A 19,585-nucleotide genomic window follows, 5' to 3' on the forward strand; every position below is an offset into this window, starting at 1 on the left:
GATCCTCCTGTAAATTACTGCAATACTTCAAACAAGCCGGCCGCGCCCATGCCGCCGCCGACGCACATGGTGACGACAGCGTATTTGGCCTTGCGGCGGCGTCCCTCGATCAGGGCATGGCCGGTGAGGCGCGCACCAGACATGCCGTAGGGATGGCCGACCGCAATCGCGCCGCCATCGACGTTGATCTTCTCGGGGTCGATGCCGAGCTTGTCGCGGCAGTAGAGCACCTGCACCGCGAAGGCTTCATTCAGCTCCCACAGGCCGATGTCGTCGACCGTGAGGCCGTGTCGCTTGAGCAGCCGCGGCACGGCGAAGACCGGGCCGATGCCCATCTCGTCAGGCTCGCAGCCGGCCGAGACGAAGCCGCGGAAGATGCCGAGCGGCGCAAGACCCCGCTTTGAAGCTTCCTTGTCGCTCATGATCACGCAGGCCGAGGCGCCATCGGAGAGCTGGCTGGCATTGCCGGCCGTGACGGTGAAACCGTCGCCGCGCACGGGCTTGAGGCCGGCAAGGCCTTCCGCCGTGGTCTCGGGGCGCGGGCCTTCGTCCTGCGACAGCGTGACTTCCTTCATCGACACCGCGCCGGTCGCCTTGTCGGTGACCGCCATCTGCGTCGTGATCGGCGCGATCTCGTCCTTGAACTTGCCGCCCTGCTGCGCGGCGGCCGTGCGGCGCTGGCTCTCCAGCGAATATTCGTCCTGCTTCTCGCGCGAGATGCCGTAACGCTTGGCAACGACTTCCGCGGTGTCGATCATGGGCATGTAGACCTCGCCCTTGATCTTGAGCAGCGCCGGGTCCTGGGCGTGGAATCCGTTCATCTTGTCGTTCTGCACGAGCGAGATCGACTCGCCGCCGCCGCCGACCGCGATCTCGACGCCGTCGAAGATCACCGAGCGCGCGGCGAGCGCGATCGCCTGCAGGCCCGAGGCGCATTGCCGGTCGATGGTGGTGCCGGCGACCGTGACGGGCAGGCCGGCGCGCAGCAGCGCCTTGCGTGCGATGTTGCCGCCGGTCGCGCCCTGCTGGAGCGCGGCGCCCATCACGACGTCCTCGACCTCCTTCGGATCGACTTTCGCACGCGCGACGGCTTCGCCGATGGCATGGCCCAGCAGCGTGGCGCCTTCGGTGGCGTTGAGCATGCCGCGATAGGCCTTGCCGATCGGCGTGCGGGCGGTGGAAACGATGACGGCGTCGGTCAAGAGCGACCTCCTGGTTGCGTGAGATGTGATGGTTTTTGCTGCTGGCGCAATTCGTGGCGCGACAATTTTCCGACCGGCGTGCGCGGCAGATCGTCGACGAATTCGACCGCCGCCGGCATCTCGTGCTTGCCGAGCTTGCCGGCGAGCTGGGCGCGCAGCTCGTCGAGCGTGAACGGCTTGGCGCCGGGCTTCAGCTTGATGAAGGCTTTTGCGGCCTCGCCCCGATAGGGGTCGGGAATGCCGAGCACGATCACCTCATGCACGCCCGGAATGGTGTAGATCGCCTGCTCGATCATCTGCGGATAGACGTTGAAGCCGCCGGAGATGATCATGTCCTTCTTGCGATCGACCAGGAAGAAATAGCCATCGGTGTCGACATAGCCGATGTCGCCGGTGAGGAAGCGGCCGTCGACGAAGGCCTCCGCGGATCCCGCCGGCTTATTCCAATAGCCCTTCGTGACGTTCGGGCCCTTGATGCGAATCTCCCCGACTTCGCCCGGCGGCAGCACTTTGGTGGGCTCTTCCAGCGAGACGACATCGAGCTCGATGCCGGGCAGCATCAGCCCGATCGAGCCGGGCTTGTCGGGACCCGTAGGCGGATGGCCGGTGCCGGGCGAGCAGGTCTCGGTCATGCCCCAGCCGCTCTTCAGCTTCTTGCCGACCTTGCGCTCGAAGAAGCTCGCAACCTCGACCGGCAAGGGCGCGCCGCCGGAGCCGATGAGGTTAAGCGAGGAGAAGTCGCGCTTGTCGAGGTCGGGCAGCGCCGCAATCGCGATCCACATCGTCGGCACGCCCGGAAAGTAAGTGGCGCGCTTGACCTCGATGTCGCGCATCACGGCCTCGACATCGAAACGCTGGTGCAGCGAGATCAGATTGCCGCGGCGAAGCGAGGACAGCAGCACGACCGTGAGCGCATAGATGTGGAACAGCGGCAGCACGCAGATGACGCGCTCGACGACGTCGCCGCGCGCGGCACGTGCCGGCTTGCCCCAGACGTCGTAGATCGAGACCGCCGAGGTCAGATTGCCATGCGTGAGCATCGCGCCCTTCGGCAGGCCGGTGGTGCCGCCGGTATATTGCAGCAGCGCGACGTCATCGACCGAAACCACCGGCCATTGCGCCGGGATCGGCGCGCTCGCGACGAAGGCCTTGAAGGTGACGATACGGGGATCGCTTGGGATCGCCGCCTGCGGCGTGCCGACCTTGCCCCAATCATCGTCCTCGCAGACGACGAGGCGGTCGATCAGGCCCTTCTCCAGGAGTTTCAGCGCGGTCGGCAGCAAGGCCTGGAGGTTCGAGGTGACCAGCAGGCGCGAGCCGGAGTCAGACACCTTGTGGGTCAACGCGATCTCGCCATCGAGCGGCGACAGATGCGCGACGCGGGCGCCGGCCTTCAGCGCGCCGAAGAAGTTGACGGGATGATCGGGGGTGTTGCCGAGGAACAGCGCGACGGAGGTGTTCTTGCCGATGCCTTCGCGCAGGAACGCGGCCGCCGCGCGCTCGGCTTGAGCTGCGAGCTCGGCATAGGTGATCGGACGATCGCGAAATTCCAGCGCGGTACGGGGGCCGTAATTTGCGGCGGCCGTCGAGAGCAGGTCAGGCAGCGTGCCCTGGACGATGGGGTCGTCCCAATGCACGCCTTCGGGGTAAAACTGTCCGCCGGGATGGGTCATTAAAGATCTTGATTGCAGTGAGGCGGGCAAACTGCCCGGGCTTCCTTCCCTCTTGTGGGGAAGGGTTGGGGAAAGGGGTAGCCACAAACGCCGGCGCCCGGGGCTACCCCCCTCCCTGCCCCTCCCCCACAAGGGGGGAGGGAACCGAGAGAGTGTTGCCCGGAGCGAGACATCGCGGCGACTGTCAATCCGATCACGCCGCCTTCGACGCGGCCGCCAGCGAGGCGAACGTCTTGCCTTCGGCAGCCAGCTTCTTCAGCAACGGGGCGGGCTCCAGGTTCGGGTCGTTGGTCTCCTTGGCGTAGAAGGCCAGGCGATCGGCGATGTGCTTGAGGCCGATGCTGTCGGCCCAGAACATCGGGCCGCCGCGATAGATCGGCCAGCCATAGCCGTAGAGCCAGACCACATCGATGTCGGAGGGACGGGCCGCGATGCCCTCTTCGAGAATCTTCGCGCCCTCGTTGACCATCGGATACATCATGCGCTCGAGGATCTCCTCGTCGCTGACGACGCGCTTCTTGCGGCCGAGACGGAGCAGCGTCTCGTCGATCAGCTTCTCGACCTCGGGATCGGGCAGCGGAGAACGGCTGCCGGCCTCGTACTTGTAGTAGCCCTTGCCGGTCTTCTGGCCGAAGCGTCCGGCTTCGCACAGCGCGTCCGCGATCTCCGACTTGATGCCGCGATCCTTGCGCGAGCGCCAGCCGATGTCGAGGCCGGCGAGGTCGCCCATCGCGAACGGCCCCATCGGCATGCCGAACTTCGTCACGACGGCGTCGACCTGCTGCGGCAGGGCGCCCTCGAACAGCAGCTTCTCGGACTGCTTGCTGCGCTGGGCCAGCATGCGGTTGCCGACGAAGCCGTCGCAGACGCCGACCACGACCGGCACCTTGGCGATCTTGCGCGCGATGCTGACAGCGGTCACCAGCGCGTCCGGCGCGGTCTTGTCGGCGCGCACGATCTCGCACAGCTTCATCACGTTGGCGGGCGAGAAGAAGTGCATGCCGAGCACGTCCTGCGGGCGCTTGGTCGCTTTCGCGATCTCGTCGATGTTCAGATACGAGGTATTGGAGGCGAGCACGGCACCCGGCTTGACGTACTGGTCGAGCTTGCCGAATACCTCCTTCTTCACCGCCATGGTCTCGAACACGGCTTCGATGACGAGATCGGCATCGCCGACATTCTCGATGCCGACGACGCCGTTGATCAGCGCCATGCGCTTGGCGGGTGCATCGGCCGGGATGCCGCCGCGCGCGGCGGTCGCTTCCCAGTTCTTCTGCATGATGCCCATGCCGCGCTTGAGCTGCTCCTCGCCGGTTTCGATCAGGGTGACGGGAATGCCGGCGTTGGCAAAGGACATCGCGATGCCGCCGCCCATGGTGCCGGCGCCGAGAATGGCGACGCGGTTCACCGGCCGGCCCTTGGTGCCTTCGGGCACGCCGGCGATCTTGTTGGCCTCGCGCTCGGCGAAGAAGGCATAGCGCTGCGCCTTGGATTGATCGCTGGCGACGAGCTTGAGGAAGCCTTCGCGCTCCTTCTTCAGACCTTCGTCGAAGGGTAGGTCAATGGCGTAGCCGACAGCATCGGCGGCCGCGAACGGTGCTTCCAGGCCGCGCGACTTCTTGGTCATCGCGGCAACCGCGTTGGTGAAGATCGAGCGATCCGCCTTGGCCGCCGCGATCTTGGAATCGTCGTCGCGCAGGCGGCGCAGCGGACGCTTCTCGGCCAGCAGCTTGCGCACGAAGGCTTCGCCGCCCGAAGCCGGGCCTTCGATGATCTCCTCGATCAGGCCGTTCTTCAGCGCCTCAGCCGCGCCGATCGGATCACCCCCCACGATCATCTTGACCGCCAGTTCCGGTCCGACCGCGCGCGGCAGGCGCTGGGTGCCGCCGGCGCCCGGCAACAGGCCGAGCTTCACTTCGGGCAGACCGAGCTTGGCTTCCTTGACCGCCACGCGGAAATGACAGGCGAGCGCAACCTCGAGGCCGCCGCCGAGCGCGGTGCCGTGGATCGCGGCCACGACCGGCTTGGGCGAATTCTCGATCTCGGCGAGCACGTCATTGAGCGCCGGCGGCTTCGGCGGTTTGCCGAATTCCGTGATGTCGGCACCGGCGATGAAAGTGCGGCCGGCGCAGGTCAGCACGATGCCCTTGATGGCGGGATCGGCGACCGCGGCCTTGATGCATTCCAAGATACCGCCGCGGACTGCGGCACTCAGCGCATTGACCGGAGGGCTGTCGACCGTGACGATCCCGACTTCGTCATGACGCTCAAGTTTGACCACTTCGCTCACGGTGTCCCTCCTTGGTGGGGAATTTACTTTTGTTCGATTTCGCGGTGCGGAATTTAATTCCGCATCTTGACGGCAGGGTTATTTTGAAGCACGTGGCTTGTCAACGACTCCGCGCAAGAAGCAGATCAGGGATGAAGCGTACAGGAAAGAAGCCAGCGACCGATCGGAATTTCGTCGTCGCGCTTTCCCGCGGACTGGACGTATTGCGCGCTTTCCAACCCAATGACGGCCTGCTCGGCAATCAGGAGATCGCGGCGCGCACCAACCTGCCGAAGCCGACCGTGTCGCGGCTGACCTACACCCTGACCAAGCTCGGCTATCTCGCGCCGGTTCCCCGCTTCGAGAAGTATCAGCTCACGCCGGCCGCGATGTCGCTTGGCTATGCTGCGCTGGCCAATCTCGGCGTTCGGCATTTGTCCGAACCCTTCCGCGAGGAATTGATGCGAGCAACCGGCGGCGCCGTCGCCGTCGGCGGTCGCGACCGCCACAGCATGATCTATTTCGGACAGAGCCGCGGCAGCGAGACCGTCGGCGTTCAACTTGACGTCGGCTCCCGGGTGCCGATTGCAACCAGCGCGATGGGCCGCGCGTACTTCTGGTCGCTCACAGAGGACGATCGCGCTGAACTGTCGCGTGTCCTGCGCGAACATTACGGCAGCCGCTGGCCCAAGATGCGCGACGGACTGGAACGTTCCGGCGAGACCGTTGCGAAATACGGTTTCGCGATGTCGGTCGGCGACTGGCACGACGACATCGGCGCCGCAGGTGTCGCGCTCAAGCTCAATGACGGAACCGGGCCTTACGCATTCAACTGCGGCGCACCTGCATTCCGCTTCACGGAAGAACGTCTCATCAACGACATTGGACCGCGTCTGCTCGCGATGGTAAGGAACATTGAAGCGGTGCTTGGGGGTCTGGTGCCGCAATCCAAAAAAGAAATCAGCAAAAAGCTGAAACCAGGAGGAAAAGTTGCTCGTGTGGCCGAGGGGTTCAGATAGCGCTTGTGATCATCGGGAGCGGTCCGCATCGCCCCATCGCCCACTGAATCGTGTGGGCGAGACGAGATGACGCAGGCACAGCTCGCGCAGGGGACATCGCCTCTGCTCGCCGTTCGCGACGTCAGCGTCGTGTTCGGCGGCATCGTCGCGCTCAATGGCGTGTCCTTCGACATGCACAAGGGCCAGATCCTCGGACTGATCGGCCCCAACGGTGCCGGCAAGACCACGCTCTTCAATTGCCTCTCCCGCCTCTACCAGCCGTCATCCGGAGATATCCTGATGGAGGGCGCGAGCATCCTCACGCGGCCTCCGCACCGCATCGCCGAGATCGGCATCGGCCGCACCTTCCAGAACGTGGCGCTGTTTCCAAACCTGTCGGTGATGGACAACGTTCGCGTCGGCACCCATGCGCGCACCTCTTCCGACATCATCAGCGACTCGCTGCGCCTCGCCTGGGTGCGCCGCGGCGAGACCAGCGTGAACAAGAAGGTGCAGGAGATCCTCGCCTATCTCGACCTCGAGGACGTCGCCCACACCACCGTCTCGGGACTACCCTTCGGCACGCAGAAGCGCGTCGAATTGGCGCGGGCGCTCGCGGCCGACCCGAAGATCCTGCTGCTCGACGAGCCCGCCGGCGGCCTCAACCACGAAGAGGTCTACGTGCTCGGCGACCTGATCCGGAAAATCCGCGACGAGCGCCACATGACGGTGCTGCTGGTCGAGCATCACATGGGCCTCGTGATGTCGATCGCCGATCACGTCGTCGCCCTGAATTTCGGCAAGAAGCTCGCGGAAGGCACGCCTGCCCAGGTGCAGGCGGACCCCGACGTCATCAAGGCCTATCTCGGGAGCAAGGACCAATGACTGTTCTGCTCAACGTCAAGGACCTGCGCGCCTATTACGGCCAGGTCCAGGCGCTCCACGGCCTCTCCTTCTCGCTCAACGAGGGATCGCTGACGACACTGTTAGGCGCCAACGGCGCCGGCAAGACCACGACGCTACGCGCGATCTGCAACATGGTGCGCTCCACCGGCGGCATCGAGTTCGACGGCAAGCCGCTGAACAACCGTTCGACCGAAAGCATCGTACGGTTCGGCATCGCCCATGTGCCGCAGGGCCGCGGCACCTTCACCACCATGACGGTGGAGGAGAACCTGCAGCTCGGGGCCATCACCCGCAAGGACAATGCCGGCATCGTCTCCGACATCGAGCGCATGTATGCGCATTTCCCGGTGCTGAAGCAGCGGCATACCCAGCAAGCCGGCACGCTCTCCGGCGGCGAGCAGCAGATGCTCGCGGTCGCACGCGCGCTGATGCTGCGGCCGCGCCTCATGCTGCTCGACGAGCCCTCCTTCGGCCTCGCGCCGCTGGTGGTGCGCGACCTGTTCGGCATCCTCGGCAAGATCAACCGCGAGGACAAGGTGTCGATCCTGGTGGTCGAGCAGAACGCCCAGCTCGCGCTCGAGCTCGCCGACCAGGCCTATGTGATCGAGACCGGCCGTATCGTGATGTCAGGCAATGCCAAGGACATCGCGAACAACGAAGAAATCCGCAAATCCTATCTGGGTTACTGAGGAGCGGAAGATGGCCGATATCTATCAGCGCTCTCGTTCCACCTCTCCCCAGCGGGGAGAGGTCGATTTGCGCAGCAAATCGGGTGAGGGGCCGCAGCTCCAACGAGAGACCGTAACCCCTCACCCGCGCCTTTGGCGCGACCTCTCCCAAAGGGAGAGGTGGACCGCGGACGCCGTTGCAGTTCAAACCCAATCGGGCAAGTTTTAAGGAGCCGGCACGATGGAGCTGTTCACCAACCAGGTGCTGGCCGGCATTGCCACCGGTGCGATTTACGCCTGCATGGCGCTGGCCGTGGTCATGATCTACCAGGCGATCGACCATCTCAACTTCGCGCAAGGCGAGATGGCGATGTTCTCGACCTTCATCTCCTGGCAGCTGATGCAATGGGGCGTGCCCTATTGGGCCGCCTTCGTCATCACGCTGGTGCTCTCCTTCATCGGCGGCATCGCCATCGAGCGCATCCTGTTCAAGCCCCTGGCGAAAGCGCCTGTTCTCACCAATGTCGCCGGCTTCATCGCGCTATTCTCCATCATCAACTCCTCGGCCGGCTTGATCTGGGACTTCACCATCAAGCAATACCCGACCCCGTTCGGCTCCTCGCCGTTCCTCGGCAGCCAGCTCGTGTCGACCCACCAGGCCGGCATGATCGGGGTCACCGTGCTGCTGCTGCTCGGCCTCTACTTTTTCTTCCAGTACACCCGCATCGGCCTTGCGATGCGTGCGGCCGCCTCGGTGCCTGAATCGGCCCGCCTGGTCGGCATCAATACCTCCTGGATGATCGCGCTGGGCTGGGGCATGGCCTCGGCGATCGGCTCGATCGCCGGCATGCTGATTGCCCCCGTGGTGTTCCTCGAGCCCAACATGATGGGCGGCGTCTTGATCTACGGCTTTGCCGCCGCCGTGCTCGGTGGCCTGACCAGCCCGTTCGGCGCCGTAGTCGGCGGCTTCCTGGTCGGCATCTTCGAGAACCTCGCCGGCACCTATATTCCCGGTGTCGGCAACGAGCTGAAACTTCCGATCGCGCTCGCGCTGATCATCTCCGTCCTGGTCGTCAAACCCGCTGGCCTGTTCGGCCGGCACATCGTCAAGCGAGTTTGATCATGAGCGCAGCCGAAGACGTCGTCACGGAAGGCAACGAGGCGGTTGAGGCCGTTCCGAAGCGGGCGATGACGCTGGGCCTGGGCACCTCGCTGGTGGTGCTGCTGCTTCTCGTCGCCGTACCGCTGTTTGCAAAGAACTTCATCATCTTCCAGATGACCCAGCTGCTCTATCTGGGTCTCGCCGTGCTGGCACTGAACATCCTGACCGGCGGAAGCGGCCAGTTCTCGCTCGGCCAGAGCGCGTTCTACGGAATCGGCGCCTATGTCACCGCAGTGATGATGGAGCAGTTCAACATCCCCTACTTCCTCTGCCTGCCGGTCGCGGGCGTGCTCTGCTTTGGCGTGGGCTTCCTGTTCGGTCAGCCGGCGCTGCGGCTCTCCGGCGTCTATCTTGCGCTCGCGACCTTCGCGCTCGCCACCGCCATGCCGCAGCTCCTGAAGCTGAACTTCCTCGAGCCCTGGACCGGTGGCGTGCAGGGCCTCGTCGTCACCAAGCCCGACGCGCCGTTCGGCCTGAAGATGTCGCAGGACATGTGGCTGTATTATTTCACGCTCGTCGTCGTGCTCGCGATCTACGTCTTCTCGGTGAACCTGCTGCGCTCCCGCTCCGGCCGGGCCTTCATGGCGATCCGCGACAACGAGATCGCGGCCTCCGCCATGGGCGTCAACGTCGCACTCTACAAGACGCTCGCCTTCGGCGTCTCCGCCGGCATTACCGGCGTCGCCGGGGGCCTCAGCGCCATCGCGGTGCAGTTTGTCGCCCCCGACAGCTTCACCATCACGCTCGCGATCCAGCTCTTCCTCGGCATGGTCGTCGGCGGCGTCGGCTGGCTGCCCGGCTCGATCGTCGGCGCGGCCTTCATCATCTTCGTGCCTAATATCGCGGAAGGCGTCTCCAAGGGCCTCTCCGGCGCCGTGTTCGGCGTGATCCTGTTCATCGTCATCTACCTCGTGCCGCACGGCGCAAGGCAGGTCGCGATCCTGGGCCAGCAATTCGCCGGACGGCTCAGACGAAACTGACCCCATCATCAAGACTGTTGTTTCAACCAAGGAGACCAAATTGTTTTTCGGAAGAACACTACGAACCGCCGCAATCGTAACGGCGGTCGCGACGCTCACCTCCGGCGCAGCACTCGCCCAAAAGAAATACGACACCGGCGCGTCCGATACCGAGATCAAGATCGGCAACATCATGCCGTACAGCGGTCCGGCGTCGGCCTATGGCATCATCGGCAAGACCGAGGAAGCCTATTTCAAGATGATCAACGACAAGGGCGGCATCAACGGCCGCAAGGTGAACTTCGTCACCTATGACGACGGCTACTCGCCGCCGAAAGCGGTCGAGCAGGTCCGCAAGCTGGTCGAGAGCGACGAGGTGCTGGCCGTCTTCAACCCGCTCGGCACCCCCTCCAACAGCGCGATCCAGAAATATCTCAACGCCAAGAAGATCCCGCAACTGTTCGTCGCGACCGGCGCCACCAAGTGGAACGACCCGAAGAACTTCCCCTGGACCATCGGCTGGCAGCCGTCCTACCAGAGCGAGGCACAGATCTACGCGAAGTGGCTGATGAAGGAGAAGCCCGACGCCAAGGTCGCGATCCTCTACCAGAACGACGATTTCGGCAAAGACTACCTCAAGGGCACCAAGGACGGTTTGGGTCCTAAGGCCTCGTCCATGATCATCATGGAGGAGAGCTATGAGGTCTCCGAGCCGTCGATCGACGGCCACATCGTCAAGATCAAGGCCGCCAATCCCGACGTGCTGCTGATCTATGCGACGCCGAAATTCGCGGCCCAGACCATCAAGAAGACCGCCGAACTCAGCTGGAAGCCGCTCCAGATCCTGACCAACGTCTCGATCTCGGTCGGCAGCGTGATGAAGCCGGCCGGCTTCGAGGCCTCGCAAGGCGTGCTGTCGGCAGCCTATGCCAAGGATTCGACGGATCCGCAGTGGAACAACGATCCCGGCATGAAGAGGTGGAACGAGTTCATCGACAAGTACATGCCGGGCGCCGACAAGACCGACACCGGCACGGTCTACGGCTATGGTGCGGCCTCGACGCTGGCCAAGGTCCTGGAGATGTGCGGTGACGATCTCACCCGCGCCAACCTGATGAAGCAGGCGGCGAGCCTGAAGGACTACGCACCGGACACCCTGCTGCCCGGCGTCAAGATCAATACCAGCGCCACCGACTTCGCTCCTATCTCGCAGCTCCAGATGCAGCGTTTCAAGGGGGAGAAATGGGAACTGTTCGGCGAGATCATCAGCGGCGACGTCGCCTCCGAGTGACGGGCTGACGCCATCATCCGAACTGACGAGCCCCCCGCGCGCGATCGCCGGGGGGCTTTTTGTTGACGTCGTGCATCAATCTTGTTCAATGCTGCGCCGATCCAGTTGGGGTAGGAGAGCAATGACGGTCGTTCGATTTCAGGTTGCAGTGGTTGCCGCCGCATTCGCGTTGTGCGCTGCAATGAGCAATCTCGCATCGGCGCAGAAGGCCTACGACAGCGGCGCCTCCGATACCGAGATCAAGATCGGCAACATCATGCCCTATAGCGGGCCGGCCTCCGCCTATGCCGTGATCGGCAAGGCCGAAGAGGCCTATTTCAACAAGGTCAATGCCGAAGGCGGCATCAATGGCCGCAAGATCAAGTTCATCTCGTATGACGATGCTTATTCGCCGCCGAAGACGGTGGAGCAGGCGCGCAAGCTGGTCGAGAGCGACAACGTGCTCTTGATCTTCGGCTCGCTCGGCACCTCCACCAACGGCGCCATCCGCAAATACATGAACGAGAAGAAAGTGCCGCAATTGTTCGTGGCGAGCGGCGCCTCGAAGTGGAACGATCCCAAGGAATATCCCTGGACCATGGGCTGGCAGCCGAGCTACGCCAGCGAGGCGAAGATCTACGCCAAGTACATCATGAAGGAGAAGCCGAATGCGAAGATCGGCGTGCTCTATCAGAACGACGATTTCGGCAAGGATTATCTGAAAGGGCTGAAGGACGGCCTCGGCGCCAAGGCCGCGACGATCGTGCTGGAGGAGCCCTACGACACCTCGGAGCCGGCGGTCGACGAGCATGTCGTGAAGCTGAAGGCCGCGGGCGCAGATGTCTTCATCAGCATCACCACGCCGAAATTCGCGGCCCAAGCGATCAAGAAGGCGGCCGAGATCAACTGGCACCCCATGCACATCCTCTCCAATGTCTCGGCCTCGGTCGGCGGCGTGCTCGAGCCGGCAGGCTTCGAGGTCTCGCAGGGCATCCTGTCGGCGACCTACATCAAGGACGGCTCCGACCCGCAATGGAACGCCGACGAGGGCATGAAGAAGTTCTACGACTTCGTCGCGAAGTACGATGCGAAGGCCAACAAGCTCGATGCCGGCGTGGTGTTCGGCTATGCGGCCGCCCAGACCATGGTGAAGGTGCTGCAGATGTGCGGCGACGACCTCACCCGCGACAACGTCATGAAGCAGGCGGCATCCTTGAAGGATTTCGAGCCTGATACGCTGCTGCCCGGCATCGAGATCAACACCGCACCCGATGATTTCGCGCCGATCGAACAGCTCCAGATGATGCGGTTCAAGGGCAAGTCGTGGGAATTGTTCGGCGAGATCATCTCGAGTGAATCCAGCCCCTAACGGCAACTCAGAATAGCTCGACGCTCGCTCGGCAACTCAAGACGGTCGCCGCTTCTCGCAGTTGCACAGGCGGCCCTGACTACTAAAGACGCAGCCCCTGCGACGACGTCGCGGGGGCTTTCTGTTGAAGCCGTCAGGCAAATCGTATTGAATTGAGGCCGCGTCGCCAAAAACAATCACGTCAAGAAAAGGAGCGCACACACACCAAGAAAATAGGGAGATTGGAATGCCCGCTGTCATCGGCAAGCTTGCGGCCGCTTCACTCGCGCTCGCGCTCATCACGGCCTCGACCTCCATCGCATCGGCCCAGAAGAAATACGATACCGGCGCGACCGACACCGAGATCAAGATCGGCAACATCATGCCATATAGCGGCCCGGCTTCCGCCTACGGACAGATCGGTCGGACCGAAGCGGCCTTCTTCAAAATGATCAACGATCAAGGCGGCATCAACGGCCGCAAGATCAATTTCATCTCCTACGACGACGGCTATTCGCCGCCGAAGACCGTTGAGCAGGCGCGCAAGCTCGTCGAGAGCGACGAAGTGCTGCTCATTTTCAACTCGCTCGGCACGCCGCCGAACTCGGCCATCCACAAATACATGAACTCGAAGAAAGTGCCGCAGCTGTTCGTCGCCACCGGGGCAACCAAATGGAACGACCCGAAGGACTTCCCCTGGACCATGGGCTGGCAGCCCAACTACCAGAGCGAGACGCAGATCTACGCCAAGTACATCCTGAAGAACATGCCGAACGCCAAGATCGCGGTGCTGTACCAGAACGACGATTACGGCAAGGACTATCTCAAGGGCCTGAAGGATGGTCTCGGCGCCAAAGCTTCGACGATGATCGTGGCTGAAGAGAGCTATGAGACGACCGAGCCGACAGTCGACAACCATATCGTCAAGCTGAAGTCGACCGGGGCCGACGTGTTCATGAACATCACGACGCCAAAATTCGCCGCGCAAGCGATCAAGAAGATCGCCGAGATCGGCTGGAAGCCGACACACTTCCTCAACAACGTCTCGCAGTCGATCGGCAGCGTCATGAAGCCGGCCGGTTTCGAGAACGGGCAAGACATCATCTCCGCGGCCTACCTCAAGGACCCTTCGGACCCGCAGTGGAAGGATGATCCGGGCATGAAGACGTGGCGCGAGTTCATGGCGAAATATTTCCCGGAAGGCGACACGCTCGCCGGCGAGCCTATCGTCGGCTACGCGGTGGCGCAAACATTGGTGCAGGTGTTGAAGCAGTGCGGCGACAACCTCACCCGGGAGAACGTCATGAAGGAAGCCGCGAATCTCAAGGATTTCCGCACCGAGCTGCTGCTGCCGGGAATCAAGATCAACACCTCGCCCACCGATTTTGCGCCGATCAGTTCGCTCCAGCTCGAGCGCTTCAAGGGCGAGAAATGGCAGCTGTTCGGTGACGTGATCAGCGCCGACGCCGGCGGCTAACCGCCTCGCTTGCGACGACAACGAGCCCCCTGCGAGACGATCGCAGGGGGTTCTTGCTTGGTCGGCCGATCATCATCACGCGATTGCACAATCGAATGATGGGAAAGCCTGCTTACGCTTTTGGGCGCGATGCGGTAGGCAGGTGAAACGGCGGCCCGCCGCCACCATTTCGAAAGCATCGTCATGACCGACCGACGCCCCCTGCTCCGCGCGCTCTACGACGCCGCCGTTGCCGCCGCGCATCCGAGTACGATTCTGGCGCCGCATTTGCGGCCGGCTCCGAAGGGACGCGTAATCTGCCTCGCCGCGGGCAAAGGCGCTGCCGCGATGGCCGCGGCTGCGGAACGGCATTATCTCGATACGCTCGAGCTCCCGCCGGAGCGCCTCGTCGGCATCGCCACCACGCGCCATGGCTACGGCGTGCCGACGCGCCGCATTCGCGTCGTCGAGGCCGGCCATCCCGTGCCTGACGAGGCCGGCCTGAAAGGTGCCGCCGACACGCTCGCGCTCGCAGGCGAGGCCGGCCCTGACGATCTCTTGCTGGTGCTGCTCACCGGCGGCGGCTCGGCGAACTGGATCGCACCCAGCGACGGCATCAGCTTCGCGCAGAAGCAGGCGGTCAACAAGGCGCTGCTGCGTTCGGGCGCGCCGATCGGCGAAATGAACGTCGTCCGCAAGCATCTCTCGCGCATCAAGGGCGGCCGCCTGGCGCGCGCCGGCAAGAACGCCGCCGAGATCGTGACGCTCGCGATCTCCGACGTGCCGCATGACGATCCATCCGCGATTGCCTCGGGCCCGACGGTCCCCGATCCGACCACGCTTGCCGATGCGCGCGCGATCGTCGCGAAATACAAGCTCGCCATCGACGATGCCGTGCGCCGCGCGCTCGACGATCCCGCCAATGAAAGCTGCAAGCCTGATGACGCCGCCTTTGCCCGGGCACATTTCGAATTGATCGCGCGTCCCAGGCAATCGCTCGACGCCGCGGTGAAGCTGGCGAAAGAGGCCGGCTACGAGACTATCGATCTCGGCGCCGACCTCGAAGGCGAGGCGCGCGAGGTCGCCGCCGATCATGCCAGGCTCGCGCTCCAGGCCCGCGCGCAAGGCAGGCGCGTCGCGATCCTCTCCGGCGGCGAGCTCACGGTGACGGTGCGCGGCCAGGGGCGCGGCGGCCCCAACCAGGAATACGCGCTGGCGCTCGCCTCTCTGTTGAAGGACACGCCCGACATCTCGGCGCTTGCCGGCGACACCGACGGCGCCGATGGGGGTGCCGGCCACCCCACCGACCCCGCCGGCGCAATGATCGACGCTGCGACCTTTGCCAAGATGAAGGCGCTGGCGCTGCAGCCGCAGACCTATCTGGACAACAACGACGCGACGACGTTCTTCGAGGCGACGGGCGATCTGCTGCAGCCCGGCCCGACGCTGACCAACGTGAACGACATCAGGGTGATCCTTGTCGACTAACGCCGCCACACCGGCACCTAGGCGAACGCCTCACCGCTTGGCGCTGACATGCTCCAGCAGCGCGAGCAGGCCCTTCAACAAATCCACTGGCGACGGCGGGCAGCCCTTGATGTGCAAGTCCACCGGAACGGTCTCGGATACGCCACCGACGCAGGCGTAGCTGCCTCTGAAAATCCCGCCATCGACGGCGCATCCGCCAACCGCAACGACCCATTTCGGATCGGGCGTCGCATTGTACGTCCGCTCCAGCGCCTGTTGCATGTTCTTCGTCACGGGACCCGTGACCAGCAGCACGTCGGCATGGCGCGGCGAGGCGACGAAGCGCAGGCCGAAACGTTCGATGTCGTAGAAGGCGTTGGACAGCGCGTGAATCTCCAGCTCGCAGCCGTTGCAGGACCCGGCATCGACCTCGCGAATGGCAAGCGAACGACCAAGCCTGGCCTCGGCGGCGCGGTTGACCTTGGTGGCAAGCTCCGCCAGCGCAGCTTGGTCCGGCGCCGGCGCAGGCTCCGTCAGCGAACCGTGGGTGAGGCTTTCGAGCAGGGTCTTGCGCATGGCTCAGAGGTCCGCGCCAGAATAGGAACAGTTGAACGACTTATTGCAGAGCGGGAAATCGGCGATGATGTTGCCCTCGATCGCCGTTTCCAGCAGCGGCCACTGGAACCACGATGCGTCGCGCAGATGGCAGCGTTCGACGCGCAACTCGTCATCGAGCCGCAGCCATACCAGAACGTCGCCCCGGAAAGCCTCGGCGAGCGCCATGCCCTCACAGGCACCGCGGCCGATCCCGGGAGGCAGCGCGGTCTCGAGCCCTCCCGGCCCGAGCCGGTCGAGGATCTGCTCGATCAGCTCGACGCTCTGCTCGACCTCGCGGATTCGGACCCAGACCCGGGCGTTCACGTCGCCGGCGTCCAGCACCGGCACCTCGAACGACAGACGATCGTAGGGCGCGTAGGCAAGCGTGCGTCGTGCATCGAAATTGCGGCCCGAGGCGCGGCCGACATAGCCGCCGGCGCCGAACTGGCGCGCATACTCTGCCTTCACGATGCCTGTCGTGACGGTGCGGTCCTGCAAGGACGCCGTATTGTCATAGAGCTCGACCAGGCGCGGAAAGACCTTGCGTAGCTCCGCAAGCAGCGCGCGCAACGCGGAAACGCCATCCGGCGCAATGTCACGCGTCACGCCGCCGGGCACGATGACGTCCATCATCAGGCGGTGACCGAACGCGACATCAGCAGCGCGCAAGCAGCGCTCCCGCAGAATGCCGGTCTGGGCATGCATCAGCGCGAATGATGCGTCGTTGCAGATGGCCCCGATGTCGCCCAGATGATTGGCGAGCCGCTCCAGTTCCGCCATCAGCGCCCGCAGCCAGGTCGCACGCTGCGGCGCCTCCACGTCCAGTGCGGCCTCGGCAGCGCGCGCAAAGGCGAAGGCATAAGCGACTGCGCTGTCGCCGGAGGTGCGGTTGGCGAGCTTTGCCGCGGCCCCGAGGCTCGCGCCCTGCATGAGCGATTCGATGCCCTTGTGAGTGTAGCCGAACCACTGCTCCAACCGCACGACATGCTCGCCATTCGCAGTGAAGCGGAAATGACCGGGCTCGATGATCCCGGCGTGGACCGGGCCGACCGCGACCTGATGCAACGCCTCGCCCTCGGCCGGGAGGAACTGGTATGGTCGCGCGTCGCGCGATGCGTTGCGGCCGGAGAGCGGATAGGATTTGCCCCAGGCATGGTGATCGAGCCATTGCCGCAGATCTGGCCGCAGATCGTCGGCAGCAGTTGGAACAGGCCCGAACAGGTCATGAATCGTCCGTTCCAGCCGAAGCGCCGGCGCATGACGGCTGGCCACGCTTGGAAATGTGCCGGCCGTACACGCGTAGGTCACGACCGCGATCTCGGCCGAGCCGCCATCGAGCAGCGCCATATGCACCGCGGCCGGCTCGCCCCAGAAGCCGAGCAGCGTGAGGCTTCCCTCAACCAGCCGGTCGATCGCCGCCTGCCAACCCACCTCCGTCACGACCGCGCGTGGCGAGGGCCGGTGCGACACCACCGCTTGGACATGGGGAATGCTGTCGAGAATGCCCATCGCCTATCCCAGCAGCTTCGCGACGTTCTGGAAGCCGGTGACCAGCATCGGCGGCAGATAGATGCCGGCCATCAGCACCAATCCGAGATGCGTGAACATCGGCACGTACGAGGCCTCCGCGGGCGCGGTCTTGCCCCTGGGCTCGCCGAACATCACCGGGCCGATCCGCAAGAAAAGGCCGCCGAGCGCGATGATGATGCCGAGCACCAGGATCACCGTCAGCCACGGCGCGCGGGCGAAGGTCGAGCTCACCACGAGAAACTCGCTCATGAAGATGCCGAGCGGCGGCAGCCCGACGATGGCAATGACGCCCAGCATCAGGCCCCAACCGAGCGCAGGGCTGGTCGCCGTGAGCCCGCCGATCTCGGCGATCTTCTGTGTGCCCTTGACCTGTGCGATATGGCCGACCGCGAAGAAGATTGCCGACTTGGTGAGCGAATGCATGGTCATGTGCAACAGCCCCGCGAAGTTCGCGAGCGGGCCGCCCATGCCGAAGGCGAACACGATGATGCCCATATGCTCGATCGAGGAATAGGCAAACATCCGCTTGATGTCGCGGCGCCGGTACAGCATCAGCGCGGCGAAGACCACCGAGATCAGGCCCATGGTCACCATCAGCGGAGCCGGCGTGATCGCCGCGGAGTTGACCGCAAGCATCATCTTGAAGCGCAGGAGCGCATAAAGCGCGACATTGAGCAGCAGGCCGGACAGCACCGCCGAGATCGGCGTCGGACCCTCGGCATGCGCATCCGGCAGCCAGGCGTGCAGCGGCGCGAGCCCGACCTTGGTGCCGTAGCCGAGCAGGAGGAAAACGAAGGCGACGTTGAGCAACGCCGGGTCGAATTGTGCGGCGTGCTTCACCAGCACCGTCCACACCATGCCGTCCATCCCCTCGCCCACCACGGGGCGCGCCGCCATATAGACCAGGATCGTGCCGAACAGCGCGAGCGCGATGCCGACGCTGCCGAGGATGAAATATTTCCAGGCGGCTTCCAGCGCCTCATGGGTACGGTAGATGCCGACCATCAGCACGGTCGTCAGCGTCGCCACCTCGACCGCAACCCACATCAGACCGATATTGTTGGCGATGAGCGCGAGATTCATCGCGAACATCAGCATCTGGTACATCGCGTGATAGAAGCGCAGGAAGGCAGGCGTCAGCCGTCCAGTCTCGATCTCGTGATGGATGTAGCTCGCGCTGAACACTGAAGTCGTGAAGCTGACGAACGTCGTCAGCACGATGAAGACCTTGTTGAGATCGTCAAGCAGCAGGTATTGGCCCGACGTCGGCTCGATCACGAACAGCGACAGCGAGGTGAGAAAGGTCGCAAGCGCCGCAAGGACGTTGAGCTTCGCCGTCAGCTTGTAGCCCGGCAGGAGCGCGAGCAGCGCGGCCGAGATCGCCGGGATCAAGAGGATTGCGCCGAGGGCGTCCATCATCGCCGCTCTCCGCGAAAACGATCAAGCGCCTGCACGTCCACGCTGTCAAAACGCTCGCGGATCCGGAACAGGAAGATGCCGATCACGATGAAGGCGATCAGCACCGAGAAGGCGACGCTGATCTCGACCACCAGCGGCATGCCCTTGGCGCCGGTTGCCGCCAGCACCAGCCCGTTCTCCAGCGACATGAAGCCGACGACCTGGCTTACCGCGTTACGCCGCGTCACCATGATCAGGAGCCCGAGCAGCACCACCGACAGCGCGAAGGCTAGATCCTCGCGGGCGAGCGCATCGGCGTCCGGCGTCACCCGCAGCATCACCACCATCGAAAGCGCGACAAGGCCGATGCCGGCCATCATGGTCAGCCCGACGCCGATCACGTTCTCGATCTCGCGGTGAATGCCGAGGCGCCTGATGATCCGGTGCAGCGCGACCGGGATGATGATGGCTTTGAAGACCAGCGCGATCAGGGCCGTGACATAAAGATGCGGCGCCTGCTGCACATAGGCCTGCCAGGCCACCGACAGCGCCAGCACGCCGGCATGCAGCGCATAGACGTTAAGGAGCGCATAGAGCCGGTCCTGGTAGAGCATCATGAAGCTCGCCAGCACGAGGGAGCCGGCGAGCAGATGGGCGATGTCGAACTGCAGGCTGCTCATCT

The 19,585-nt window shown here is 64.1% G+C and carries 16 protein-coding genes; 9 read left to right on the forward strand and 7 right to left on the reverse strand.

Annotated elements, in window-relative coordinates; translation table 11 throughout:
* Positions 1–14 precede the first annotated feature (14 nt).
* From BM374_RS12365 to BM374_RS12375, 3 genes are all read right to left on the reverse strand, one after another.
* A complete protein-coding gene (locus tag BM374_RS12365) occupies positions 15–1,202 on the reverse strand; it encodes an acetyl-CoA C-acyltransferase (RefSeq protein ID WP_092292400.1) in 1,188 nt (395 codons plus the stop codon).
* Complete coding sequence (gene pimA, locus BM374_RS12370) at positions 1,199–2,875, reverse strand: dicarboxylate--CoA ligase PimA (RefSeq protein ID WP_092292402.1); 1,677 nt, start codon at positions 2,873–2,875, stop codon at positions 1,199–1,201. The genes BM374_RS12365 and pimA overlap by 4 nt, the downstream gene beginning before the upstream one ends.
* A gap of 193 nt (positions 2,876–3,068) precedes the next feature.
* Positions 3,069–5,165, reverse strand: a complete 2,097-nt coding sequence (locus BM374_RS12375; protein ID WP_092292404.1) for a 3-hydroxyacyl-CoA dehydrogenase NAD-binding domain-containing protein — start codon at positions 5,163–5,165, stop codon at positions 3,069–3,071.
* Positions 5,166–5,296: 131 nt separating this feature from the next.
* Between BM374_RS12375 and BM374_RS12380 the strand changes: the two genes are divergently transcribed.
* The 9 genes from BM374_RS12380 to BM374_RS12420 all read left to right on the forward strand — a co-directional run bounded on the left by BM374_RS12380 (position 5,297) and on the right by BM374_RS12420 (position 15,399).
* On the forward strand, positions 5,297–6,163 hold the full coding sequence (locus BM374_RS12380) for an IclR family transcriptional regulator (protein ID WP_177248314.1): 867 nt from the start codon (positions 5,297–5,299) through the stop codon (positions 6,161–6,163).
* Between the two features lie 66 nt (positions 6,164–6,229).
* The gene (locus tag BM374_RS12385) at positions 6,230–7,027 is read left to right on the forward strand and encodes an ABC transporter ATP-binding protein (protein ID WP_092292406.1); all 798 of its coding nucleotides are present in this window, start codon (positions 6,230–6,232) and stop codon (positions 7,025–7,027) included.
* Positions 7,024–7,737: an ABC transporter ATP-binding protein gene (locus tag BM374_RS12390; protein WP_092227025.1), complete on the forward strand. Its 714-nt coding sequence runs from the start codon at positions 7,024–7,026 to the stop codon at positions 7,735–7,737. The genes BM374_RS12385 and BM374_RS12390 overlap by 4 nt, the downstream gene beginning before the upstream one ends.
* A gap of 220 nt (positions 7,738–7,957) precedes the next feature.
* Positions 7,958–8,836 (forward strand): branched-chain amino acid ABC transporter permease, encoded by an 879-nt coding sequence (locus tag BM374_RS12395; protein WP_092292408.1) that lies wholly within the window; start codon positions 7,958–7,960, stop codon positions 8,834–8,836.
* 2 nt (positions 8,837–8,838) lie between these two features.
* Positions 8,839–9,858: a branched-chain amino acid ABC transporter permease gene (locus BM374_RS12400; RefSeq protein ID WP_092292410.1), complete on the forward strand. Its 1,020-nt coding sequence runs from the start codon at positions 8,839–8,841 to the stop codon at positions 9,856–9,858.
* Positions 9,859–9,898: 40 nt separating this feature from the next.
* Complete coding sequence (locus BM374_RS12405) at positions 9,899–11,128, forward strand: ABC transporter substrate-binding protein (RefSeq protein ID WP_092292412.1); 1,230 nt, start codon at positions 9,899–9,901, stop codon at positions 11,126–11,128.
* Positions 11,129–11,249: 121 nt separating this feature from the next.
* On the forward strand, positions 11,250–12,476 hold the full coding sequence (locus tag BM374_RS12410) for an ABC transporter substrate-binding protein (RefSeq protein ID WP_092292414.1): 1,227 nt from the start codon (positions 11,250–11,252) through the stop codon (positions 12,474–12,476).
* A gap of 226 nt (positions 12,477–12,702) precedes the next feature.
* On the forward strand, positions 12,703–13,932 hold the full coding sequence (locus BM374_RS12415; RefSeq protein ID WP_092292416.1) for an ABC transporter substrate-binding protein: 1,230 nt from the start codon (positions 12,703–12,705) through the stop codon (positions 13,930–13,932).
* Positions 13,933–14,115: 183 nt separating this feature from the next.
* Positions 14,116–15,399, forward strand: coding sequence for a glycerate kinase type-2 family protein (locus BM374_RS12420; RefSeq protein WP_092292418.1), 1,284 nt, complete (start codon positions 14,116–14,118; stop codon positions 15,397–15,399).
* Positions 15,400–15,429: 30 nt separating this feature from the next.
* Here BM374_RS12420 and BM374_RS12425 read toward each other — a convergent pair whose 3' ends face one another.
* Genes BM374_RS12425 through BM374_RS12440 form a run of 4 tightly spaced genes read right to left on the reverse strand, consistent with a single transcriptional unit; the run spans position 15,430 to position 19,583 of the window.
* Positions 15,430–15,954: an NADH-quinone oxidoreductase subunit B family protein gene (locus BM374_RS12425; protein ID WP_092292420.1), complete on the reverse strand. Its 525-nt coding sequence runs from the start codon at positions 15,952–15,954 to the stop codon at positions 15,430–15,432.
* 3 nt (positions 15,955–15,957) lie between these two features.
* On the reverse strand, positions 15,958–17,484 hold the full coding sequence (locus tag BM374_RS12430) for a hydrogenase large subunit (protein WP_092292422.1): 1,527 nt from the start codon (positions 17,482–17,484) through the stop codon (positions 15,958–15,960).
* Positions 17,485–17,487: 3 nt separating this feature from the next.
* The gene (locus BM374_RS12435) at positions 17,488–18,924 is read right to left on the reverse strand and encodes a hydrogenase 4 subunit F (RefSeq protein WP_092292424.1); all 1,437 of its coding nucleotides are present in this window, start codon (positions 18,922–18,924) and stop codon (positions 17,488–17,490) included.
* Entirely contained in the window at positions 18,921–19,583 is a 663-nt protein-coding gene (locus BM374_RS12440; RefSeq protein ID WP_092292426.1) for a hydrogenase-4 component E, read from the reverse strand. Before BM374_RS12440 ends, BM374_RS12435 begins: the two co-directional genes overlap by 4 nt.
* Between the last annotated feature and the right edge of the window lie 2 nt (positions 19,584–19,585).

The organism is Bradyrhizobium sp. Ghvi (assembly GCF_900115265.1).
In the GTDB taxonomy this organism is placed as follows: Bacteria; Pseudomonadota; Alphaproteobacteria; order Rhizobiales; family Xanthobacteraceae; genus Bradyrhizobium.